25 protein-coding genes, 3 tRNA genes and 3 other RNA genes are annotated in these 22,870 nt (G+C 51.0%); 20 read left to right on the top strand and 11 right to left on the bottom strand.

What is annotated here, in order from left to right:
• The first annotated feature begins 1 nt into the window (after window position 1).
• The 18 genes from cydB (at window position 2) to pnuC (ending at window position 10,459) form a co-directional block, all read left to right on the top strand.
• Complete coding sequence (cydB, locus tag ACMHLI_RS03590; RefSeq protein WP_413528264.1) at window positions 2-1,141, top strand: cytochrome d ubiquinol oxidase subunit II; 1,140 nt, start codon at window positions 2-4, stop codon at window positions 1,139-1,141.
• A 10-nt stretch (window positions 1,142-1,151) separates the two neighbouring features.
• Window positions 1,152-1,265 (top strand): cytochrome bd-I oxidase subunit CydX, encoded by a 114-nt coding sequence (cydX, locus tag ACMHLI_RS03595; protein WP_013576433.1) that lies wholly within the window; start codon window positions 1,152-1,154, stop codon window positions 1,263-1,265.
• Window positions 1,265-1,558, top strand: coding sequence for a cyd operon protein YbgE (ybgE, locus tag ACMHLI_RS03600; protein ID WP_413528265.1), 294 nt, complete (start codon window positions 1,265-1,267; stop codon window positions 1,556-1,558). The genes cydX and ybgE overlap by 1 nt, the downstream gene beginning before the upstream one ends.
• Before the next feature lie 138 nt (window positions 1,559-1,696).
• A complete protein-coding gene (gene ybgC / locus ACMHLI_RS03605; protein ID WP_112168972.1) occupies window positions 1,697-2,101 on the top strand; it encodes a tol-pal system-associated acyl-CoA thioesterase in 405 nt (134 codons plus the stop codon).
• The gene (gene tolQ, locus ACMHLI_RS03610; RefSeq protein ID WP_056771666.1) at window positions 2,098-2,787 is read left to right on the top strand and encodes a Tol-Pal system protein TolQ; all 690 of its coding nucleotides are present in this window, start codon (window positions 2,098-2,100) and stop codon (window positions 2,785-2,787) included. Before ybgC ends, tolQ begins: the two co-directional genes overlap by 4 nt.
• An 11-nt stretch (window positions 2,788-2,798) precedes the next feature.
• A complete protein-coding gene (gene tolR, locus ACMHLI_RS03615; protein ID WP_413528266.1) occupies window positions 2,799-3,230 on the top strand; it encodes a colicin uptake protein TolR in 432 nt (143 codons plus the stop codon).
• A 115-nt stretch (window positions 3,231-3,345) separates the two neighbouring features.
• Window positions 3,346-4,590 carry a cell envelope integrity protein TolA gene (tolA, locus tag ACMHLI_RS03620; protein WP_413528267.1) on the top strand — a complete coding sequence of 415 codons (1,245 nt, stop codon included), beginning with the start codon at window positions 3,346-3,348 and terminating at the stop codon, window positions 4,588-4,590.
• A gap of 129 nt (window positions 4,591-4,719) precedes the next feature.
• Window positions 4,720-6,012, top strand: coding sequence for a Tol-Pal system beta propeller repeat protein TolB (gene tolB, locus ACMHLI_RS03625; RefSeq protein WP_413528268.1), 1,293 nt, complete (start codon window positions 4,720-4,722; stop codon window positions 6,010-6,012).
• A 47-nt stretch (window positions 6,013-6,059) separates the two neighbouring features.
• The gene (gene pal, locus ACMHLI_RS03630) at window positions 6,060-6,569 is read left to right on the top strand and encodes a peptidoglycan-associated lipoprotein Pal (protein ID WP_056771674.1); all 510 of its coding nucleotides are present in this window, start codon (window positions 6,060-6,062) and stop codon (window positions 6,567-6,569) included.
• Window positions 6,570-6,578: 9 nt separating this feature from the next.
• Window positions 6,579-7,376: a cell division protein CpoB gene (cpoB, locus tag ACMHLI_RS03635; protein WP_413528269.1), complete on the top strand. Its 798-nt coding sequence runs from the start codon at window positions 6,579-6,581 to the stop codon at window positions 7,374-7,376.
• A gap of 197 nt (window positions 7,377-7,573) precedes the next feature.
• Window positions 7,574-7,649 (top strand) — tRNA-Lys (locus ACMHLI_RS03640).
• Between the two features lie 14 nt (window positions 7,650-7,663).
• Window positions 7,664-7,783: non-coding RNA, RtT sRNA (locus tag ACMHLI_RS03645), on the top strand.
• 68 nt (window positions 7,784-7,851) lie between these two features.
• A tRNA-Lys gene (locus tag ACMHLI_RS03650) sits at window positions 7,852-7,927 on the top strand.
• Window positions 7,928-7,941: 14 nt separating this feature from the next.
• Window positions 7,942-8,061, top strand: a non-coding RNA gene (locus ACMHLI_RS03655) — RtT sRNA.
• Window positions 8,062-8,126: 65 nt separating this feature from the next.
• A tRNA-Lys gene (locus tag ACMHLI_RS03660) sits at window positions 8,127-8,202 on the top strand.
• Window positions 8,203-8,216: 14 nt separating this feature from the next.
• Window positions 8,217-8,336, top strand: a non-coding RNA gene (locus ACMHLI_RS03665) — RtT sRNA.
• A 296-nt stretch (window positions 8,337-8,632) separates the two neighbouring features.
• Complete coding sequence (nadA, locus tag ACMHLI_RS03670) at window positions 8,633-9,697, top strand: quinolinate synthase NadA (RefSeq protein WP_413528270.1); 1,065 nt, start codon at window positions 8,633-8,635, stop codon at window positions 9,695-9,697.
• Window positions 9,698-9,736: 39 nt separating this feature from the next.
• Window positions 9,737-10,459 (top strand): nicotinamide riboside transporter PnuC, encoded by a 723-nt coding sequence (pnuC, locus tag ACMHLI_RS03675; protein ID WP_413528302.1) that lies wholly within the window; start codon window positions 9,737-9,739, stop codon window positions 10,457-10,459.
• A gap of 59 nt (window positions 10,460-10,518) precedes the next feature.
• On the opposite strand, the gene zitB is transcribed toward pnuC, so the two are convergent.
• Entirely contained in the window at window positions 10,519-11,469 is a 951-nt protein-coding gene (zitB, locus tag ACMHLI_RS03680; RefSeq protein WP_413528271.1) for a CDF family zinc transporter ZitB, read from the bottom strand.
• 129 nt (window positions 11,470-11,598) lie between these two features.
• Complete coding sequence (locus tag ACMHLI_RS03685; protein ID WP_413528272.1) at window positions 11,599-11,940, bottom strand: protein YbgS; 342 nt, start codon at window positions 11,938-11,940, stop codon at window positions 11,599-11,601.
• Window positions 11,941-12,141: 201 nt separating this feature from the next.
• Between ACMHLI_RS03685 and aroG the strand changes: the two genes are divergently transcribed.
• Both aroG and gbpA read left to right on the top strand, forming a co-directional pair.
• On the top strand, window positions 12,142-13,194 hold the full coding sequence (gene aroG / locus ACMHLI_RS03690) for a 3-deoxy-7-phosphoheptulonate synthase AroG (RefSeq protein ID WP_413528273.1): 1,053 nt from the start codon (window positions 12,142-12,144) through the stop codon (window positions 13,192-13,194).
• Between the two features lie 268 nt (window positions 13,195-13,462).
• Window positions 13,463-14,887 (top strand): N-acetylglucosamine-binding protein GbpA, encoded by a 1,425-nt coding sequence (gbpA, locus tag ACMHLI_RS03695; protein ID WP_413528274.1) that lies wholly within the window; start codon window positions 13,463-13,465, stop codon window positions 14,885-14,887.
• Between the two features lie 57 nt (window positions 14,888-14,944).
• Here gbpA and ACMHLI_RS03700 read toward each other — a convergent pair whose 3' ends face one another.
• The 9 genes from ACMHLI_RS03700 to galK form a co-directional block, all read right to left on the bottom strand.
• A complete protein-coding gene (locus ACMHLI_RS03700) occupies window positions 14,945-15,418 on the bottom strand; it encodes a GNAT family N-acetyltransferase (RefSeq protein ID WP_413528275.1) in 474 nt (157 codons plus the stop codon).
• Between the two features lie 111 nt (window positions 15,419-15,529).
• A complete protein-coding gene (locus ACMHLI_RS03705) occupies window positions 15,530-17,185 on the bottom strand; it encodes a methyl-accepting chemotaxis protein (RefSeq protein ID WP_413528303.1) in 1,656 nt (551 codons plus the stop codon).
• Window positions 17,186-17,444: 259 nt separating this feature from the next.
• Window positions 17,445-17,885 (bottom strand): glutaredoxin-dependent arsenate reductase, encoded by a 441-nt coding sequence (gene arsC / locus ACMHLI_RS03710; RefSeq protein WP_413528276.1) that lies wholly within the window; start codon window positions 17,883-17,885, stop codon window positions 17,445-17,447.
• A gap of 26 nt (window positions 17,886-17,911) precedes the next feature.
• Window positions 17,912-19,204, bottom strand: a complete 1,293-nt coding sequence (locus ACMHLI_RS03715; protein ID WP_413528277.1) for an arsenic transporter — start codon at window positions 19,202-19,204, stop codon at window positions 17,912-17,914.
• Window positions 19,205-19,261: 57 nt separating this feature from the next.
• Entirely contained in the window at window positions 19,262-19,597 is a 336-nt protein-coding gene (locus ACMHLI_RS03720) for a metalloregulator ArsR/SmtB family transcription factor (protein WP_413528278.1), read from the bottom strand.
• A 175-nt stretch (window positions 19,598-19,772) separates the two neighbouring features.
• On the bottom strand, window positions 19,773-20,525 hold the full coding sequence (gene gpmA / locus ACMHLI_RS03725; protein ID WP_112166632.1) for a 2,3-diphosphoglycerate-dependent phosphoglycerate mutase: 753 nt from the start codon (window positions 20,523-20,525) through the stop codon (window positions 19,773-19,775).
• 206 nt (window positions 20,526-20,731) lie between these two features.
• On the bottom strand, window positions 20,732-21,064 hold the full coding sequence (locus tag ACMHLI_RS03730; protein WP_413528279.1) for a PsiF family protein: 333 nt from the start codon (window positions 21,062-21,064) through the stop codon (window positions 20,732-20,734).
• Between the two features lie 143 nt (window positions 21,065-21,207).
• A complete protein-coding gene (gene galM / locus ACMHLI_RS03735; RefSeq protein ID WP_413528280.1) occupies window positions 21,208-22,254 on the bottom strand; it encodes a galactose-1-epimerase in 1,047 nt (348 codons plus the stop codon).
• On the bottom strand, window positions 22,248-22,870 hold a 623-nt coding region (gene galK / locus ACMHLI_RS03740; protein ID WP_413528281.1), incomplete at its 5' end, for a galactokinase. The genes galM and galK, both read right to left, overlap by 7 nt.

A 22,870-nucleotide genomic window follows, 5' to 3' on the forward strand; every position in this document is an offset into this window, starting at 1 on the left:
TATGTTTGATTATGAATCGCTAAGGTTCATCTGGTGGGTGCTGATTGGCGTGCTGTTTATCGGCTTCGCAGTCACCGATGGATTCGATATGGGCGTGGGCATCTTGGTGCGGATTATCGGCAAAACCGATACTGACCGCCGTGTAATGATCAACGCCATCGCCCCGCACTGGGACGGTAACCAGGTCTGGCTCATCACCGCCGGCGGCGCGCTGTTTGCAGCCTGGCCGATGGTTTACGCCGCGGCATTCTCCGGTTTCTACGCCGCGATGGTGCTGGTGCTGTGCGCCTTATTCTTCCGTCCGCTTGGTTTTGACTATCGTTCAAAAGTGGATAGCGCACGCTGGCGTGGCATGTGGGACTGGGGCATCTTCATCGGCAGTTTCGTGCCGGCATTAGTGTTCGGCGTGGCATTCGGTAACCTGCTGTTGGGCGTTCCGTTCCACATTGATAACGATCTGCGTCTCTTCTACACCGGCAACCTGTTACAGCTGCTGAACCCGTACGGCATTCTCGCCGGTCTGGTCAGCCTGACCATGCTTATCACGCAGGGCGCAACCTATCTGCAAATGCGTACCGTGGGTGAATTGCATCTGCGCACCCGTGCGGCATCCCAGATTTCCGCGTTGGTGATGATGGTGTGCTTCCTGCTGGCAGGTATCTGGTTAGTCAAAGGGATTGATGGCTTCACCGTGACTTCAGTGATGGATCACGCGGGCCCGTCGAATCCGCTGCGCAAAACGGTCTCACACGAAGCGGGTGCCTGGCTGGCTAACTTCAACAAGACACCAGGCCTGTGGGCTATTCCTGCGCTGGGCGTTATTCTGCCGCTGCTGACTATTCTGTTCTCACGCATCAACAAAGGTGCACTGGCGTTTATCAGTAACTCCCTGACTATCGCCTGTGTGATCCTGACTGCCGGTATTACTATGTTCCCGTTCGTGATGCCGTCGGTCACTGAGCCGAATGCCAGCCTGACCATGTGGGATGCGACATCCACGCTGCTGACGCTGAGAGTGATGACCGTTGTAGCCTGTATCTTTGTGCCACTCATCCTGATTTACACCTCATGGGCGTATTACAAGATGTTCGGTCGCCTCGATAAACACTACATCGAGAACAACAAGCATTCGTTGTATTAAGGAGAACACCATGTGGTATTTTGCCTGGATCCTCGGCACCTTACTGGCTTGCTCGTTTGGTATCATTACCGCGCTGGCGTTTGAGCACAGCGAAGCCAATAAAGCTGCCAAAGAAGAGAAGTAATGAGTGTGATCGCGGATAAGATTTACGCCCTCACCGATAAGGGCCCCTTACGGGCCCTTTCACTGGTGATGTCGCTGGTTCTTGCCGGCTGTGTTTTTTGGAAACCGGGTATGTTTGCCTCGTCGACCAGTCAACTGGAAGTGTGGCATGGGATCATTCTGATTTGGGCGGTATGCGCAGGAATAATTCACGGTCTGGGATTTCGTCCGCATAAGCCAATCTGGAAAGCATTCTTTTGTCCGCTGCTTGCCATGATTGCTCTGGCTGCGGGACTTCTATACTTTTATAGCTGAATAAATACACAGATTTACACATAAATTCCTATGGGCCGTTCTGGCCCATAATTATTTTCAATACATCAATGCAACCCATTCCCAACCCCAGCCCTCTTGAGTATAGTAGTGCCGTCAAATTGCATTACGGGATGTACAGTGAGTAATTCGTTGTTCCGATGGCCGGTTCGTGTCTACTATGAAGACACAGACGCGGGAGGCGTGGTCTACCACGCTCGATACGTCGCCTTTTATGAAAGGGCTCGCACAGAGATGTTGCGCCAACGCAATTTTCACCAGCAACAGTTGCTGGGCGAACACGTCGCTTTTGCTGTCCGCCGCATGACGGTCGAATACTTTGCACCAGCTCGTCTTGATGACATGCTGGATGTCCAGAGTGAGATTACGTCCATTCGCGGAGCTTCTCTTACTTTTGCACAACGAATTCTTGATTCGCAAGGAAACCTTCTGAGTTCTGCGGAAGTGTTAATTGCGTGCATTGATCCACACCAAATGAAGCCACGAGCGCTTCCTAAGTCTATTGTCGCGGAGTTTAAGCAGTGACTGACATGAACATGCTTGATTTATTTTTAAAGGCCAGCATCCTGGTTAAGCTGATTATGCTTATCCTAGTGTGCTTCTCTGTCGCGTCTTGGGCAATCATCATTCAACGTACGAAAGTGCTGAATGCCGCCACCCGTGAGGCAGAAGCGTTTGAAGATAAGTTCTGGTCCGGTATTGAGCTTTCCCGTTTGTATCAGGAAAGCCAGGGCCGTCGCGAAACCCTGAGCGGGGCAGAGCAAATCTTCCATTCCGGTTTTAAAGAGTTCGCACGTCTTCATCGTGCCAACAGCCACGCACCCGAATCTGTGATTGAAGGTTCTTCGCGTGCGATGCGTATCTCTTTTAACCGTGAACTCGAATCCCTTGAAATGCACATTCCGTTCCTCGGTACTGTCGGTTCTATCAGCCCGTACATCGGTCTGTTTGGTACGGTCTGGGGGATCATGCACGCCTTTATCGGCTTAGGTTCTGTGAAACAAGCTACCCTGCAAATGGTTGCACCGGGTATTGCAGAAGCACTGATTGCGACGGCGATCGGTTTGTTTGCTGCTATCCCTGCGGTTATGGCGTATAACCGCCTCAACCAGCGTGTGAACAAGCTTGAGCAAAACTACGATAACTTCATGGAAGAATTTACGGCCATCCTGCACCGTCAGGCTTTCTCTCGCGAAACCAGCAGTAACTAAAGGGGGAGAGTATGGCTCGTTCACGAGGTCGTCGTAACCGTCGCGAAGGTAAGTCGGAGATCAACATTGTTCCGCTGCTGGACGTACTGCTGGTTCTGTTACTGATATTTATGGCAACAGCACCCATCATTACTCAGAGCGTGGAAGTGGATCTGCCAGACGCGACGGATTCCAAAGCCGTCTCCAGCGATGATAATCCGCCAGTGATTGTTGAAGTCTCAGGCGTCGGTCAGTACACCATTGTGGTGGATCATCAGCGTATGGAACAGTTGCCTGAACAGCAGGTTATCGCAGAAGCGAGCAGCCGTATTCAGGCCAATCCGAAGACAGTCTTTCTGATCGGCGGTGCAAAAGATGTGCCTTATGATGAAATCATCAAGGCGCTGAATATGTTGCATCAGGCCGGTGTGAAATCTGTCGGATTGATGACACAACCTATCTGAGGATAGGTAATTTGTAACACTTATTTGAAACCCGGCTTTCCCTGCCTTGTTAAAAGAGAACGACAGGCACTGAAGGGACCCGGGTTTTTGGTAATCCTGTCTTGGGAAATCTATTTTGGTAAAGGCAACTGCAACTGAACAAAACGATAAGCTCAAACGCGCCGTTATTGTTTCGGTCGTTCTGCATATCATCATTATAGGCCTGCTGATTTTGGGATCGCTGGACGAAGATACCAGCATGAGTGGCGGCGGTGGCGGTAGCGATATCTCCGCAGTAATGGTTGATCCAAGTGCCGTGGTCGATCAGTACAATCGTCAACAGCAGCAACAGGCTGATTCCCAACGTGCTGCTGCAGCACGTCAGAAAAAATCAGAGCAACAGGCTGAAGAATTACAGCAGAAGCAGGCCGCAGAGCAACAGCGCCTGAAAGAGCTTGAGAAGGAGCGTCTGCAAGCGCAGGAAGACGCGAAGCAACAGGCTCAGGAACAGGCCCAGCAGCAGAAGCAGTCTGAACAAGCCGCTGAGCAGGCCAAAGAACAACAGAAACAGGCAGAAGCTGCCGCTGCACAAGCCAAGGCTGAAGCGGCGAAAGAAGCTGCCGTTCAGGCCAAAGCCGATGCTGCTAAAGAAGCAGCCAAAGCCCAGGCTGATGCACAGAAAAAAGCTGCTGCTGCCGAGGCGAAGAAACAAGCTGAGGCAGAAGCCACTGCCGCCGCTGCGGCTGCCAAGAAACAGGCAGAAGCAGATGCGAAGAAAGAAGCCGCTGCTGAAGCGAAAAAAGCGGCTGCTGCTGAAGCGAAAGCTCAGGCTGCTGCAGATGCCAAAGCGCAGGCTGACGCCGACGCCAAAGCTGCTGCCGATGCTAAAGCGGCTGCGGCAGCGGAGAAGAAAGCTGAAGCGGCAGCTGCCGCGAAAAAAGCAGCTGCAGATAAGAAAGCGGCCGCAGCTGCGGCGGCAAAAGCCGCTGCGGATGCTGATAATTTATTCGATGGTCTTGCTGATTCGAAGAACGCGCCTAAAGGTTCAACGGGCGGCGGCGGGGCATCTGCTCCGGCAGGGAAGGGCGCCAGTAAGAAAAGCGGTGCTTCCGGGGCTGAGATTGACGGGTATCTTGGTCAGGTTACAGCGGCTATTCAAAGTAAATTCTACGACAGTGGTTTATATGCGGGGAGGACCTGTGATCTTCGTATCAAGTTGGCTCCCGATGGTATGCTGATTAGTGTCACACCTGAAGGTGGAGATCCTGCACTATGTCAGGCTGCAGTTACCGCAGCTAAGCAAGCGCGGATCCCTAAGCCACCGAGTCAGGCAGTGTATGAAGTCTTTAAAAATGCACCAATGAGATTTAAACCACAGTAAAAGATGAAAATAATAACTTTTCAGAATTTTACGATAGATTGCAGTGTGTAATTCTAGTTTTGTATGCGTTGGTTTGTTAAAATTCTGCTAAATTATCGCGGGCAGATACGTCCAGATAAGGGAGATACAATGAAGCAGGCATTTCGAGTAGCGTTCGGCCTTTTAATGATGTGGGCATCTGTAGCACATGCAGAAGTTCGTATTGAAATTACCCAAGGGGTAGATACCGCCCGTCCGATTGGCGTTGTGCCATTTAAATGGGCTGGCCCGGGTACTCCACCTGAAGATGTCGGTGGCATCGTTGCTGCTGACTTACGTAATAGCGGCAAGTTTAATCCTATTGATGCATCCCGTATGCCTCAGCAGCCGGCCACCGCAGCAGAAGTCACTCCTGCCGCCTGGACTGCTCTGGGTATCGATGCTGTGGTTATCGGTCAGGTTCAGCCTGCAGCCGATGGCAGCTACGTGGTATCTTACCAACTGGTCGATACCTCTGGCGCGCCGGGCACCGTACTGGCACAAAACCAGTATAAAGTGACCAAGCAATGGCTGCGTTATTCCGCCCATACCGCCAGTGATGAAGTGTTCGAAAAACTCACTGGTGTGAAAGGCGCATTCCGTACCCGTATCGCTTACATCGTGCAGACCAACGGCGGCAAGTTCCCGTATGAACTGCGCGTAGCGGATTACGATGGTTACAATCAGTTTGTCGTTCACCGTTCACCAGAACCGCTGATGTCCCCGGCCTGGTCTCCGGACGGCAGCAAACTGGCGTACGTGACCTTTGAAAGTGGCCGTTCTGCACTGGTTGTTCAGACACTGGCGAACAGCAGCATTCGACAGATTGCTTCTTTCCCACGTCACAATGGTGCACCTGCGTTCTCGCCTGATGGCAGCAAACTGGCTTTCGCACTGTCTAAAGACGGTAGTCTGAACTTGTACGTGATGAACCTTGGTTCTGGCCAAATCAGCCAGGTGACTAACGGTCGCAGCAACAATACTGAACCTACCTGGTTCCCGGACAGCCAGAATCTGGCGTTTACGTCGGATCAGGGCGGTCGTCCACAAGTTTATAAAGTGAATATTAATGGCGGTGCGCCTCAGCGTCTGACCTGGGAAGGCTCTCAAAATCAGGACTCTGACGTAAGTGCAGATGGCAAATTCCTGGTAATGGTGAGCAGCGCCAGCGGTACACAGCACATCGCTAAACAAGATCTGGCAACGGGAGCCGTTCAAACATTGACGGACACGTTCCTGGATGAAACGCCTAGCCTCGCTCCTAATGGCACCATGGTTATTTACAGCTCTTCACAGGGTCTGGGTTCCGTGTTGCAGTTGGTATCGACTGATGGACGTTTCAAAGCGCGTCTTCCGGCAACTGATGGACAGGTCAAATTTCCTGCCTGGTCGCCGTATCTGTGATGCATATACAACTATGTATGGCAAAAAATTATAAAAGGATCGAATAGATGCAACTGAACAAAGTTCTGAAAGGGCTGATGCTGGCATTGCCTGTACTGGCAGTCGCTGCTTGTAGTTCACACAAGAACGCAGACAACGACCAATCAGGTATGGGTCTGAACACCGGCGCTGGCACTGAGAACGCAAACATGTCTTCAGAAGAGCAAGCTCGTCTGCAGATGCAAGAATTGCAGAAAAACAACATCGTTTACTTCGGCTTAGACAAGTACGATGTGTCTTCTGAATTCGCTCAGATGCTGGATGCACACGCAGCTTTCCTGCGCAGCAACCCGTCTTACAAAGTGACCGTAGAAGGCCATGCTGACGAACGTGGTACTCCAGAGTACAACATCGCCCTGGGCGAACGTCGTGCTACTGCTGTTAAAATGTACCTGCAAGGTAAAGGCGTTTCTGCTGATCAGATCTCTATCGTTTCTTACGGTAAAGAAAAACCAGCTGTACTGGGCCATGACGAAGCGGCTTACGCCAAAAACCGTCGTGCCGTACTGGTATACTAAGAGAGTCGCATGAGCAGTAACTTCAGAACTCACCTGTTGAGTCTGTCGTTACTGGTTGGCGTAGCGGTCCCATGGGCCGCTACTGCCCAAGCGCCAATCAGTAATGTCGGCTCAGGCTCGATTGAAGATCGGGTCACCTCTCTGGAGCGTATTTCTAACGCTCACAGCCAGCTATTAACTCAACTCCAGCAGCAACTTTCTGATTCCCAACGTGATGCCGATACTCTTCGTGGTCAAATCCAGGAGAATCAGTATCAGTTGAACCAAATCGTTGAACGTCAGAAGCAAATGTATCAGCAAATGGACAGCCTGAGCCAAGGGTCTGCCGGAGCCGCCAGTACGGGCGCTGCCGCAGCCACGGGTGATGCCTCTGGTTCTGCTAACACAGCATCAGCGCCTGATGCCGGTGCAGCTCAGGCACCTGCAAGTACGGGTGATGTGAACAGTGACTACAATGCAGCTGTTTCACTGGCGCTGGAAAAGAAACAGTATGATGAGGCCATTGCGGCTTTTCAAAGTTTCGTCAAAAAATATCCTGATTCAACCTACCTGCCGAACGCGAATTATTGGCTAGGTCAGTTGTATTACAACAAGGGTAAAAAAGATGACGCTGCGTATTATTTTGCAGTCGTGGTCAAAAACTACCCTAAGTCTCCAAAAAGTTCTGACGCGATGTACAAGGTTGGGGTGATCATGCAGGAGAAAGGTCAGGCTGATAAAGCCAAAGCCGTCTTTACGCAGGTCGTAAAACAGTACCCAAATACCGATGCGGCAAAACAAGCTCAAAAACGTTTATCTGCAAAGTAAAACCCTATTCAGGTCCGGAAAATGTACATATCGTGCATTTTCTGGGCTTGAGTGTGTGAAGAACCAGCAGTCAGGCATCTTTATGAAAATTAAAGTTGCACTGAAAAGTTAAATAAGTAATATATGCCGCCGTTGCCCAGACAACTCCAAACGGCTCAAGCTGTTAGAGAATCAGGCAATTTGCAGCAAGTTTAGATGGGCCGTTAGCTCAGTTGGTAGAGCAGTTGACTTTTAATCAATTGGTCGCTGGTTCGAATCCAGCACGGCCCACCACTTTTTAAGTGGACTATGTAGTGAAGCAGTGCAGGATGAGAACCATAGGTTCGAGCCGAGCGAAGCGAGACGACAACGCGTCAGCGTTGCCCGCAGGGCGAGGTGAAACCGAGTCAATCCAGCACGGCCCACCAATCTAAACAGCACGCAAGTGGATTGCACACCAACTGCAATTCACCAGGTAGTCAGAAGTATTCAGGAAGGGCCGTTAGCTCAGTTGGTAGAGCAGTTGACTTTTAATCAATTGGTCGCTGGTTCGAATCCAGCACGGCCCACCACTTTTCAAGTGGAATACAATATGAAGCAGTGCAGGATGAGAACCATAGGTTCGAGCCGAGCGAAGCGAGACGACAACGCGTAAGCGTTGCCCGCAGGGCGAGGCGAAGCCGAGTCAATCCAGCACGGCCCACCACTTTTTAGGTGGTACCTTCTGAAGATTTTGAAAGCCAAAGATAGAGTAGTACATAGTATTTAGATGGGCCGTTAGCTCAGTTGGTAGAGCAGTTGACTTTTAATCAATTGGTCGCTGGTTCGAATCCAGCACGGCCCACCACTTTTCAAGTGGAATACAATGTGAAGCAGTGCAGGATGAGAACCATAGGTTCGAGCCGAGCGAAGCGAGACGACAACGCGTCAGCGTTGCCCGCAGGGCGAGGTGAAGCCGAGTCAATCCAGCACGGCCCACCACTTTTCAAGTGAAGACATCTAAATCTAAGAATTCAGGAAAAAGCGCCTTTTGGCGCTTTTTTCGCATCTGAGCCTCTAAACTTCTTTTTATCCCATGCGCAATTTTCCGCGCAGCGTACCAAAACCTGTCAAATTTAAGTCTGGTAAACATTTTTAGCTTAACGGCGAAAATACCGACGACTTTCCTCCTTTTTTACGTTATTTTGTTTAGCATACAAAACCACTCTGTTTCTGATTGAATCCAGGGGTGGCTTCCAGCCTTCAGGCACGACGCCTGACTGAATGAGATGATGAGTATGAGCGAAACATTGGATCTGAATGCGACGGTATATCCTTTTCCGCCGAAGCCCGCTGTTCTGGATGCAGACGAAAAAATTTTCTATAAAGAGAAAATTAAGAAACTGCTGAAGGAGCGTAATGCCGTAATTGTCGCGCATTACTATACCGATCCTGAAATTCAGGCGCTGGCAGAAGAAACCGGCGGTATCGTGGCAGACTCACTGGAAATGGCACGTTTCGGCAGCCAGCATCCGGCGTCGACTTTGCTGGTGGCCGGTGTGCGCTTTATGGGTGAGACGTCTAAAATCCTCAGCCCGGAGAAAACCGTGCTGATGCCGACACTCCATGCAGAGTGCTCGCTGGATCTCGGTTGCCCTGAGCAGGCATTTTCGGATTTCTGCGACAGTCACCCCGATCGTACCGTAGTGGTCTATGCGAATACCTCCGCTGCGGTTAAAGCGCGTGCAGACTGGGTGGTGACCTCCAGCATCGCCGTCGAATTGATTGAGCATCTGGATAGTCTGGGCGAGAAAATCCTCTGGGCACCGGACCGGCATCTGGGTAATTACGTGCGTAAACAGACCGGTGCAGATGTGCTGTGCTGGCAGGGCGCCTGTATCGTCCATGACGAGTTTAAAACTCAGGCCCTGACCCGAATGAAAGGTTTGTACCCAAACGCCGCTGTGCTGGTGCATCCAGAGTCTCCACAGGCGATCGTCGACATGGCTGATGCGGTAGGGTCGACCAGCCAGCTGATTCAGGCGGCGAAAACACTGCCCAACAAACAGCTGATCGTGGCGACTGACCGGGGTATTTTCTACAAAATGCAGCAGGTGTGTCCGGATAAAGAATTATTCGAAGCGCCGACGGCGGGTGAAGGCGCCAGCTGTCGTACCTGTGCACATTGTCCGTGGATGGCGATGAACGGCCTGAAAGCCATTGCGGAAGGCCTCGAGCACGGCGGCGCGGAACATGCTATTGAAGTGGATGAGGCGCTGCGTGTGAAATCTTTGATCCCGCTGAACCGTATGCTGGCGTTCGCGGCTGATCTCAAACTGCGTACTCAGTCTAAAATGCTGTAAGCCAAAGCTTTGTAATTGACGAAAGGAAAGGACGAGATGATGGATTTTTTCAGTACCAGCAATATCCTGGTGCATATTCCGCTGGGGAAAGGCGGCTATGACCTGTCATGGATCGAAGCGATCGGAACTATTTTTGGTCTGTTGTGTATCTGGTTCGCCAGCAAAGAGAAGCTGATCAACTATCCGTTTGGCCTGATCAACGTTACGCTGTTTGCGATCATTTTCTTCCAGATTCAGCTTTATGCCAGCTTGCTGCTGCAAGTATTTTTCTTTGGTGCCAATATCTACGGCTGGTACGCATGGAGCCGCCAGACGGCAGATCAACAGGCTGAGCTGCAAATTCGCTGGTTACCGCGCGGAAAAGCAGTGCTTTGGGGCGTGATTTGTGTCGCTGGCATCCTGCTGATGACCTTCAATATAGACCGTGTGTTTGCCGCGCTCACGCTGCTGGCCGTTAATCTGATGCAGGCGCTTGGGCTGAATGTACAGATGCCGGAGCTGCAGCCTGATGCGTTCCCGTTCTGGGATTCATCAATGATGGTGCTGTCGATTGTGGCAATGCTGCTGATGACGCGCAAATACGTCGAGAACTGGTTGCTTTGGGTGGTGATTGACGTCATCAGCGTGGCAATTTTCGCGTATCAGGGAGTCTACGCGATGGCGCTGGAGTATGTTCTGCTGACGCTTATCGCGCTAAACGGTTCCTGGCTGTGGATCAAAAGCGCGAAGCAAAACGGTTCGCTACCGCTACAAACCGCCTGATTGCCTGCCAAAAAAAACGCCTCCAATCCGGAGGCGTTTTGCGTTATGAAACATGTCAATCAATGATGCGCATGGCTATGACCGTGATGATCATGTCCGCCGCTCGTGACAGGCACTTCATTGATCTCACAATCGGGCGTTTCACAATGACCGTATTCCATCTGGACAGTCGCATGACCTATGCGGCATTTCTCGAGCAAATGATGCTGAATGCGTCCAAGCAGCGCATCATGGTCATGCGGTGGTACCACCTGAACATGCAACGTCATCAGCCGCTGTTCACCAATTTGCCAGACGTGAACATGATGCACGTTTCGTACTTCGGGAATACTGCGCGATAAATCCTTACGCAGCTCATCGATATCGATCTCTTCGGGCGTGCCCTCGAGTAATTCGTGAAAGCTTTCACGTAGCAAGCGCCACGCATTATTCAGAACTAAACACGATACCAGCACCGACAAAATGGGGTCGATCGGCGTCCAGCCGGTGTACATAATGATCAGCGCTGCGGCGACCGCACCAATTGAACCAAGCAAATCCCCAAGCACGTGAAGCGCTGCGGCCCGCACGTTGATATTGGCTTTCTCTTCTCCCTGATGCAGTAGCCAGAACGCCAGAATATTGGCGAACAGCCCGGCGATGGCGATCACCAGCATCGTGGTGCCCATAACCGGTTGCGGGTTGAAGAAGCGGGCGATAGCTTCCCAGACAATCAGCACGACGATCACCAGCAGTGCAGCCGCGTTCACGAAGGCCGCCATGGTGGTCAGGCGCAGATAGCCAAAGGTATGGCGTGAGTTAGGCTTACGCTTTGCGAAACGCACCGCCATCAGTGCGACAAGCAGCGCAGCGGCATCGGTCAGCATGTGCCCGGCATCGGCCAGCAGAGCCAGTGAGCCGGAAATCAGACCACCGATCACCTCGGCGACCATAAAAGTGACGGTAATCAGGAACGCGAGCAGCAGTCGGCGACTGTTTTTATCCTGAGGTAAAAATGATGATGCAGACATAATTGTATTCACAAAAATGATGAATAGAGGCAATTACAATAACGTAATCATGGCGTGTTGCAAGAAGGGGGCAGGGCGAAAAAAAGAGGAACCGAAGTTCCTCATGATGCTTTGCTGTCAGGGCGAGGTTTAATTACCCGTAGCTTTAGACTGGTTAGTACCGGGAACCTGATCCGGGCAGCGGCCGTCCTTACACATTGCTTTTTTATGATCGACCGTTTTCTTGCTCATGTCATGATGCGCTTTATCCGTCGTTTTGTGAGTCTTTTTATGGACTTCATTAACGGGTTGGCCGGTTTCATTGATTTTGCTGTTATCAACGCCTTTAGGCGCAATTTTCTGAATTGAGCCTGGGCTGTCGGACTGATTAGCTGCGCCGTTATTAGAACCAGCATCGGTGCCTGCTGCAAGCGCGGCACCTGAAGTCAGGGCCAGAGTTGCGGTAAAGAATGCGATTGCGAACTTATTCATATTGTCATCTCCATTGTTACAGAAGGATCCGTCGTCGTTTTCGTATGGACAGTTAAAAGGTTAGCTAATGAATTCATGTCCTGAATCAAAATGAGACTATTCGTAAGTGTAAAAGTAGATTTACACCGTCACCCAATACGGCTAGATTGAACGCGGTCAGCGTTTCGCTTTGTCACTTATGAATACCCGAATGGAACAGTTATGAATTATCAAAACGACGATTTACGTATCAAAGAAATTAAGGAACTTTTGCCACCTGTCGCGCTGCTGGAAAAATTTCCTGCGACCGACAAAGCGGCGAAAACAGTCTCTCAGGCACGCAATGCCATTCATAAGATTCTGAAAGGAAACGATGATCGTCTTCTGGTAGTAATCGGCCCTTGCTCTATCAATGATCCGAAAGCTGCAAAAGAGTACGCGGCGCGCCTGATGAAAATGCGTGAAGAACTGCAGGGCGAGCTGGAAGTGGTGATGCGTGTTTACTTCGAAAAACCGCGTACCACCGTCGGCTGGAAGGGGTTAATTAATGACCCCCACATGAATAACAGTTACCAGATTAACGACGGTTTACGCATCGCGCGCAAATTGTTACTGGATATTAATGATACCGGACTGCCTGCGGCGGGCGAATTCCTGGACATGATCACGCCACAATATCTGGCGGATTTAATGAGCTGGGGCGCGATTGGCGCACGCACGACAGAATCTCAGGTTCACCGTGAGCTTTCCTCCGGTTTATCCTGCCCGGTCGGATTTAAGAACGGTACTGACGGCACCATCAAAGTGGCGATCGATGCAATTAACGCCGCCGGCGCACCACACTGCTTCCTGTCCGTCACCAAATGGGGACACTCTGCGATCGTGAATACCAGCGGTAACAACGATTGCCACATCATCCTGCGCGGCGGCAAAAAGCCAAACTACAGCGCGCAAGATGTACAGGAAGTGAAAGAAGGCCTGAAAAAAGGCGGTCTGCCGGCACGTATCATGATCGACTTCAGCCATGCAAACAGCAGCAAACAATTCAAAAAGCAGATGGAAGTCTGTGAAGATGTTTGCGCTCAGGTGGCTGGTGGTGAACAGGCAGTGATGGGCGTGATGGTGGAAAGCCATCTGGTAGAGGGCAACCAGAACCTGGACAGCGGTGAGCCACTGGTTTACGGCCAGAGTGTGACCGATGCCTGCATCGGCTGGGACGACACCGAAGTGCTGCTGCGCAGCCTGGCGAACGCGGTCAAAGCGCGCCGCGGTTAATATCAGTATTTGTAAGTAACGCGAGTAAACCGGGATATTATTCCCGGTTTTTTTTCGTCTTTAGATAAATGATCAGTATCCGCTATGTTTTATTATCAGTGATTGTTTTGATGAATGATTTAATTCAGTAAATCTTAAACTGCCAGTAAACCTAATAAAATAATAGATTTACCCTTCGGGATTCCCTAATTTGGATGCGCATGCTTGTTATTGTTTTTAATTTCAGCATGTCACTTAATTATATTATTAATTTATTAAGGTCATTACTATGAAAATTAAATCCTGGATTATTTTTAGTCTGGTGGGTTTCAGTCCATCATTATGGGCGCATGGTTATTTAACGTCGCCTGTTTCCCGTAGTTACGCCTGTAATACGGCGCAGAACATCAACTGCGGCGCGGTTCAGTACGAACCACAAAGCCTCGAGGCACCGTCTGGCTTCCCGGAGAAAGGACCTGCTGATGGTAAAATTGCCAGCGCGGGTGTCGATCGTTTCTCTAATCTTGATGAGCAAACCAGCGTTCGCTGGGCAAAAACCGCAATAACACCGGGCGCTAATAAATTCACCTGGTTATTTACCGCTAATCATGTGACCAGTAACTGGCGTTATTACATTACTCAACAAAACTGGGATGTAAATAAACCGCTTTCCCGCAGTTCATTCGAATTAACACCCTTCTGTACGATTAATGGCGCAATGGAATCACCCCCCGCGACGGTGACGCACTCGTGTAATGTGCCAGAAAGGTCCGGTTATCAGGTGATATTAGCGGTGTGGGAAGTGGGTAATACTGCCAATAGTTTTTATAATGTGATGGACGTTACTCTTTCCGGTGGCAGCGTCGCACCAGACACCTCATGGACTCAGCAGGTCGGAACAATTCAGCCGGTCATCGACTTAAAACGAGGAGATGAAGTCAGTACCCGCGTCTTTGATGTCAGCGGTGAACGTGCTGAGTTGAGCACCCGCCTGATTATAAGCAGTGATGAGCAGGGAGAGAAAAATACCTGGGCTCACGATTTGGCGCAAAAAGTGAATCAGAGCAACGGCCAGCTCCGCGCAGGCCAGAAGGCAGCGGACGGAACGTTTAATGCGATATATGGCGCGAACGGGTTGTTCACTAATCCGGGCGGCACGCTCACGCGTGTAGAGGTGACTGTCGAGCAGCAAGGCGTTGCTCCGTCTCCGACCTTCTCCGTCAGCGGCATGCAATCGAGTTACGTGGCGACTTCCGGCAATTTAACGCTGAATTTCAACGTGTCGGTGACCGGTAAAATGGCCATCGAAAGCACGGTGTATGACCACGCGCAAACCCAGAAAGGCTACGTTGCGTCGTCACTTGATAACAGCAATAAGGCTTTAACCCTGAGTATGAAGGATATGAGCGACGGCCATTACATGCTGGTGGTGAAAGGGACCGACGATACCGGCAAAGTCACTCAGATGACTTACGATTTTATGGTGAGCAGTGATTCAACGCCCTCCACCGCAGGCCAATATGATTATACTTTCCCTGCAGGGCTGAAAAGCTATAAAGCCGGAACCAAAGTATTACAACCAAAAGATAACGGCATCTACCAGTGCAAGCCTGCACCGCTGAGCGGTTATTGCATACAGTGGACTGACGTTTCAAACGCTTATGAACCGGGTGTCGGCTTCGCCTGGCAATCAGCATGGACGAAAGTCGGCTGAAAACTCTCGTGTTATGAAGCCCCGTGTATTCGGGGCTTTTTTTGTTTTGAGTTGAAACTAAAGTTCGCAACGCATATCCATACAGCGCAAATCAGCTTTCGCCATCTCAGACCGGTACAGGCTTTCCTTCACCAGACTGAACCCGTTCTTCTGATAAAACGCAAAGGCGTTGGGCGTAGAGGATAATGTTAGTGCGGCCAATCCTCGCTCTTTCGCTTCAGTCTTAATGGCATCCAGGATCAGCCGTGCATAGCCTTTGCCCGTGAATGCAGGCAGCGTAAAAATAGCTTCCACGCTTTGATTTTCCAGATCGAGAAAACCTGTTGCAACCGGGAAGTTATCCTCCGGCGAATCCACGACGAAAAATGGATTATTGGTGATGGCTTTGCGAAATCCTTCTGGCATCTTATCTGGCGTCCAGGCAGTGATTACGATTGCGTCATACGTATTCTTACATCCATAACGAATGGCCTGATTCCTGATCTCCCAGAGCTTTTCTGCTTCATCCGGTGAGGCGTATCTGACGGGCATAGGTTTCTCCTTGATAAGCTTTACTAACCCATACTCTAATTTGCAGACTCCGGTGTCCATGTTCTTCAGGAACTCATTCCCCCTCAATCAACCTGAGGGGGAATAAAAAATTCAGAACTTGGTCCATCCGCTCGAAACGGTCGCTAATGCCTGGCTTTTTGCACTCATATCTGGCCTTTTCAGCTGTTGCGTGTTAGCACGTTTCTCCTGGCCATTAATTTTAAATATGGAAACGATCTCAGTGAGCTGTCTCGCCTGCTCTTCAAGAGAGGCCGCCGCTGCGGCAGACTCCTGCACCAACGCGGCATTTTGCTGGGTCACGCTGTCCATCTGAACCACCGCCGTACCGATCTGGCTGATCCCTTTGCTTTGCTCAGTAGACGCTGCCGCTATTTCACTCATGATCTCATTAACGTGACTGACTGAGCTGACAATTTTCTCCATCGCTTCACCCGCGCGCGTCACCTGATCTGACCCTGATTTAATATTTTCAACGGACTCATTGATCAGCACACCAATCTCTTTAGCGGCTTGCGCGCTTCGTTGAGCCAGATTTCGGACTTCACTGGCGACAACGGCAAAGCCACGACCTTGCTCACCCGCACGTGCGGCTTCAACCGCAGCGTTCAGGGCAAGGATATTGGTCTGGAAGGCGATGCTGTTGATGACGCCGATGATATCGACAATCTTATGTGAGCTGCCGGTAATTTTAGTCATGGTAGTGATGACCCCGCTGACAATATCGCCCCCGGTATGCGCTTCCTGAGTCGCATGGCTAGCAAGCGTACTTGCCTGCCCGGCGTTATCCGCATTTTGTCTGACGGTTGACCCCAACTGCTCCATGCTGGCGGCGGTCTCTTCCAGTGCGGAAGCCTGTTCTTCAGTCCGTGAAGACAGGTCGGTATTGCCGATGGAGATTTCGCTGGAACCTTTATAAATGGAGTCTGCGCTGTTGCGAATATCACGTACGGTCTGCGCCCAGTTGCCCTGCATTTTATCAATGTAAGGGACTAACTGGCCGATACAGTTTCTTCCCTGTTCGACAATTTTGTTATCCAGTACGCCGGTAGCCAAAGATTCCAGGTGGGCTTTTATGATATTCAGAGGTTTAACGAGGAAATTAACTAAATAACGATCGCTCGCCATCATAATGAGTACGCTTATCATCAGTGCGCTAATGAGAATATACTGGCACCATGTCACCCAATGCGTAATTCTTTCATTTGCCTCAGCATTTAAATAGATTATTTTATTGTTGTATTTATCAATTGCCGCACTGAAGTTACGCCTAAGAGGAAGATACTTATCATTTTTAATTTTCTCGAAGTCGCCGATTCTTTTTTCTTTGGAAGATTCAAACAGGGGTAACAAAGCTTCATGGTAAAGATTAAATGAACTGTTATAAATATCATCTATTGTTGGCGCATCAAGATTGCCATGATTAATCGCTTTAAACTCCATTAAACCTTTTTTCAGACTCTCTAATTCCACCGCCGTCGCCTTCATTTCGAGATCAAAAATGGCATTATCATTTTTATCTACGCCTGCCATGGCACGTTCAAGCGAAGTGACGGCGCGATAGTACTGCGCGTTCGCGCCATTAATGATATCGCCATTATTTTGCTGAATATGGGTCACGCCAAGTTCGAGTTTCAACTCTTTAAGAGAATATAACGCAAATCCTGATGCTCCTGCCCAGAGCAGAGAAAATACAATGAGAATGAGTACGATTGCCGTTCTTATTTTAATATTTCTTAGGAAGTTCATAATCTGTAACCCCGGTGGCAAATGCTTCAAGGTCGTCAGGTAACGGATTTTAAGCATAGTTTGCGATCAGTTAGATGGCGATTCGCTTTATTAGGGCTCTAATATTCCCCTTCTGTAGTATCGGATAAGTTGTTTTAATCTTTAGGTGTTTCATCATATTTAAATAAATAAAAACATACAGGTTTTGAAAGTGTTATTTAATATTGTTCGCAGGGTAAGAATAACCATAAGTATTTTTAATATTATTCTTTGCCATCACTTATCTTTTTTCATCCTTCACAATCAACCGCCCATTTTCATCAATCACTTTTTCACCGTCTTCTTTAGTGAACGCACCTTTCTGGTGGTCCGGCAAAATCTCCAGTACGATTTCGCTAGGGCGGCAAAGTCGGGTTCCCCCCGGTGTTACGACAATCGGCCGGTTGATTAAAATCGGATGTGCCAGCATGGCATCCAGCAACTCGTCGTCAGAGAATTTATCCTCGCTCAAACCCAGCTGTGCGTAAGGTTCAACGTTTTTACGCAGCAGCGCGCGTACGGAAATGCCCATGTCGGCAATCAGGGCATTCAGCTCATCGCGTGACGGCGGGGTGTCGAGATACAAAACAACTGCGGGTTCAGCGCCGCTGTTACGGATAAGCGCCAGCGTATTGCGCGACGTGCCGCAGGCTGGATTGTGATAAATCGTGATATCGGTCATTGCGAGTTCTCTTTGAGGTGAGTGGCTCAGGCCACATGAAATGATAAGCGGACAGCCAGGGCTGCCAGCGTGACGAACAGTACCGGCAGGGTCATGACGATGCCGACGTAAAAGTAATAACCCCAAGTGATGGCGATATTTTTTTGTGCCAGAACGTGAAGCCACAACAACGTGGCCAGGCTACCAATCGGTGTAATTTTCGGTCCGAGATCGCTGCCGATAATATTGGCGTATATCATGGCCTCTTTGATGACGCCGGTTGCAGTGCTGCCCTCAATGGAAAGCGCGCCAATCAGCACCGTTGGCATATTGTTCATCAGTGAGGAGAGCAGGGCGCTCAGGAACCCGGTACCCAGCGTGGCGACCCACAATCCGTGAACGGCGAAAGTATTCAGCACGCCGGACAACCACTCCGTCAGGCCAGCGTTGCGCAGGCCATACACCACCAGAAACATCCCCAGTGAGAAAATGACGATTTGCCATGGCGCTTCTTTCAGCACTTTACCGGTATCGATAATGCGACCGCGACGGGCGACCAGCCAGAGAATAAACGCTGCGACAGCGGCCACCGCACTGACGGGAATGCCCAGCGGCTCAAGGGCAAAGAAACCCACCAGCAGCAGAATCAGGACCAGCCAGCCGGTTTTAAACGTGCGCATATCGCTAATCGCATCACGCGGGCGCCTGAGCCTGGCGACATCGTAGGTTTTCGGAATATCTTTGCGAAAGAACAGATGCAGCATGATGAGCGTCGCCACGATAGCGGCGATATCGACGGGCACCATCACCGAGGCGTAATCGTTGAAGCCAAGTTTGAAAAAGTCGGCAGAGACAATATTGACCAGATTGGAGACGATCAGCGGCAGGCTGGCAGTATCAGCAATAAACCCGGCTGCCATGACAAAGGCCAGCGTCGCGCCACGGCTGAAACCAAGTGCCAGAAGCATGGCGATGACAATGGGGGTCAGGATCAATGCCGCGCCGTCATTGGCGAACAGCGCAGCGACGCTGGCGCCGAGTAAAATTATGTAGGTGAACAACCATCGGCCTTTGCCGTTTCCCCAGCGCGCGACGTGCAGCGCGGCCCACTCGAAGAATCCCGATTTATCCAGCAACAGGCTGATGATAATCACGGCGATGAACGTCACCGTGGCGTTCCAGACAATTTCCCATACCACCGGAATATCACCGGGATGTACAACGCCGGTCGCCAGGGCCAGCACCGCGCCCAGGCTCGCGCTCCAGCCAATGCCTAATCCACCGGGCTGCCAGATAATCAGTATCAGGGTAAAGATAAAAATCAGGCCTGCGAGCCACATAGTGTTCTCCGTATTACATATGTTATTTCATATATGAATGAGTAAATTTTTAACGTATTATTGGCAAGCGACGCTGCCTTGTTGCAGACGTTTGGTGAGCTGAGTGATTTGTACAAACTGGCATTGGGCGGTCTGCCTGATGATTTCGGCTGCCCAGGCAGGAATGTGCGGTGAAAGGCGATAGTGGATCCATTTCCCTTCGCGTCGGTCTAATAACAGGCCGGTTTCGCGCAGCATCGCCAGATGACGCGAGGTCTTAGGTTGCGACTCTTCGATGGCGACGGTGATATCGCATACGCACAGTTCGCCCATTTCATGCAGCAACAGCGTGATCCCCAAACGGGTTTCGTCAGAAAGACATTTGAAGAGCTGAAGCGGGGTAAGCTGGGGCATAGACACTCCTGATGTTGTCGGGGAATATTACCCGACAGAACAGGAGTGTCAATAACATATTCGAAAATATGAATATGTACTGGCGCAAAAAGACGTAAGTCATCCTGCCTCAAAAACAAAAAAGGCACGCTTACGCATGCCTTTCACATTCGCTGAACAGGTCAGTGAATGTTAATTATTTCGCTTTACCCTGGTTTGCCACGGCCGCGGCTTTCGCTGCGATTTCGTCGGCATTGCCCAGATAGTAATGTTTAACCGGTTTGAAGTTTTCGTCGAATTCGTAAACCAGTGGAACACCGGTAGGGATGTTCAGTTCCAGAATTTCGTCTTCGCCAAGATTATCCAGGTATTTGACCAGCGCACGCAGGGAGTTACCGTGTGCAGCGATGATCACGCGCTCGCCGCTTTCGATGCGAGGTTTGATCACTTCAGTCCAGTAAGGGATAACGCGTTCGATGGTCAGCGCCAGGCTTTCCGTCGTTGGCAGCTCTTCCTGAGACAGTTTTGCGTAACGCGGATCGTGGCCCGGGAAGCGCTCATCTGAACGGTCCAGCTCTGGCGGAGTCACGGCAAAGCCACGACGCCATTGTTTCACTTGCTCGTCACCGTATTTTTTCGCGGTTTCAGCTTTATCCAGACCCTGCAACGCGCCGTAATGACGTTCGTTCAGTTTCCAGGATTTTTCTACCGGCAGCCATGGCTGATCCAGTTCGTCCAGAACGCTCCACAGAGTATGGATGGCACGTTTCAGCACGGAGGTGTAGGCGAAGTCAAAGTGGAATCCTTCGTCTTTGAGCAGCTGACCGGCCGCTTTTGCTTCGGTACGGCCTTTTTCGGACAGTTCAACATCATGCCAGCCGGTAAAACGGTTTTCTTTGTTCCACTCACTTTCACCGTGTCGTACCAGCACCAGTTTGGTTACAGCCATAGCTAAACTCCTCAGTTAACTGAATTTTCAATGATAACAATTATCATTATAGGGTCTTGGCATCCTCATCGGCAATCGCTATGTACCTTGATCGCCGTTGTGTCACACCGTTTGAGGTTAAACATAACGAATTTGCTGCGGGGATGTAAAACAAAACGCGCAGACGGTCGCCCGAACCGCGCGTTTTGTATAAAAGTGCAGCGTAATTAGCTGGCTTTTTTCAGGCAGGTGCTCATGAAGGTTTTACGTGCATCGCCTTTCAGCTCTTTCTTCGCCGCATCAGCATTACAGGTTTTCATTTTCTCCTGTTGCGGGCTCAGTTTTTCGGTAGCGTTACTTTCTGCTTTCAGGCAATTACTCATGAATTTTTTGCGGTCCTCGCCTTTGAGGGATTGCGTAGTAGCCTGCGAATTACAATCGGTCATTTTCTGACGTTGCGCGGTTTGTGCCGCAGAAGGTGCTTTGACCGGATCGGCAGCCAGCGCAGAACCCGCCGCACACAAGGTAGCCAGCAGGGTTAATACAACGGGTAAACGCATAACGAACTCCTTATTAAACGTCCTTTTCGCAGGACACTCACTAAGCGTAGATGCGGCTGAAGTCTTTAGCTGAAGAATGTGCTGGCGCAGATGCGGGGTAAGTCACAAAACAGGACAGGATCGGGCGATCCTGTCCATCAGGATTACAGCGCGAAGAACTGGTAGGTCGTGGCAGATTTATAGGTCTGACCCGGTTTTATCCAGCAGCTGGGCTGCGGCCAGGTAGCGTGATTCGGGCTGTCTGGCAGGAATTCACTTTCCAGCGCCACGCCGCTGTAGCTGGCATATTCGCCGCCGGTGCGGTTCGGTGTACCACCGAGAAAATTGCCGCTGTAAAGCTGCAACGCTGGTGCAGAGGTGAAAACAGTCATCTGCACCTTACCATCGGCAGACCACAAATGCGCCGCCGGGAATTCGCCGGAATTGCAGGTGCGGTTGAGCAGATAGGCATGGTCATAGCCCTTCACACGCTGCTGATCGCGATCGCTGAGGAAATCCTTCGCCAGCGTTTTCGGCGCGTTGAAGTTCATGCCGGTGTTTTCCACCGTGGTCGGATCGGCGCACGGAATTCCGTCGCTGTCGACCGGCAGGAAGCGATCGGCAAACAGTTGCAGCTTGTGCTGACGCGCATCCGTGCCTTCGCCGTCGAGGTTGAAATAAGCGTGATTGGTCAGATTGACCGGGCACAGCTTATCGACCGTCGCGTCGTAGCGGATTTCCATACGATTATCGTCGGTGAGCTGATAATGCACCGTCGCGGTCATATTGCCCGGAAAACCCTGATCGCCGTCGGCGGAGAACAGCTGGAAACTGACTTTCTGCGCGCTTTGAGACAGGATCTTCCAGCGGCGCGCATGGAAACCTTCCGGCCCGCCGTGCAACTGGTGTACGCCCTGATTGGCGACCACCAGATGCGGTTTACCCTCGATCTCAAACTGCGCACGGGCGATGCGGTTGGCATAGCGCCCGACGGTGGCACCCAGATAGGCGCTCTGATTCATATAGTCGTGCGTTGACTGACAGCCGAGCAGCAGTTCGCGCGTGGTGCCGTCCGCCAGCGGCAACGTGAAGGACAGCCAGGTCGCGCCCCAGTCCATGAAAGTGGCGGTAGCACCCGCCGCATTCTGTAGCGTCACCTGTTCAAACGGCTGGCCATCGGGCGCCAGCTGCGTATTTTCAGGTTTTAACATACGCCGGCTCCCTGTGATGCGGTGCAGACGTAGAAGGTTTCTTTCAGCCCACTGTGTGCCTGATATTGCTCTTGCACCGCGTGACGGACTTTTTCCACCATATCTTCCGGCACCAGCGCCACGATGCAGCCGCCGAAGCCGCCGCCGGTCATACGTACGCCGCCTTTATCGCCAATCACTTCTTTCACGATTTCCACCAGTTTGTCGATTTGCGGTACGGTGATTTCAAAGTCATCGCGCATAGAGGCGTGAGATTCTGCCATCAGCTCGCCCATGCGTTTCAGGTCGCCGCTGGCCAGCGCGTCAGCGGCAGCCAATGTACGGTCGTTTTCGGTGATGACGTGACGGGCACGGCGTGACACCACCGGATCCAGCTCATCCTGAATGGAGAAGAACAGGGCAGGGTCAACGTCGCGCAGCGCTTTAACGCCGAAGAAGCGGGCAGCCACTTCGCACTGTTCGCGACGGGCGTTGTATTCGCTGTCGACCAGACCGCGTTTGACGTTGGAGTTGATGATGACCACCGCGGCGTTTTTCGGCATGGACACCGCGCGGGTTTCCAGGGAACGGCAGTCGATCAACAGGGAGTGATTTTCTTTGCCGAGGGCAGAAATCA

The organism is Rahnella inusitata (genome assembly GCF_965118895.1).
Classification (GTDB): Bacteria; Pseudomonadota; Gammaproteobacteria; order Enterobacterales; family Enterobacteriaceae; genus Rahnella; species Rahnella inusitata_A.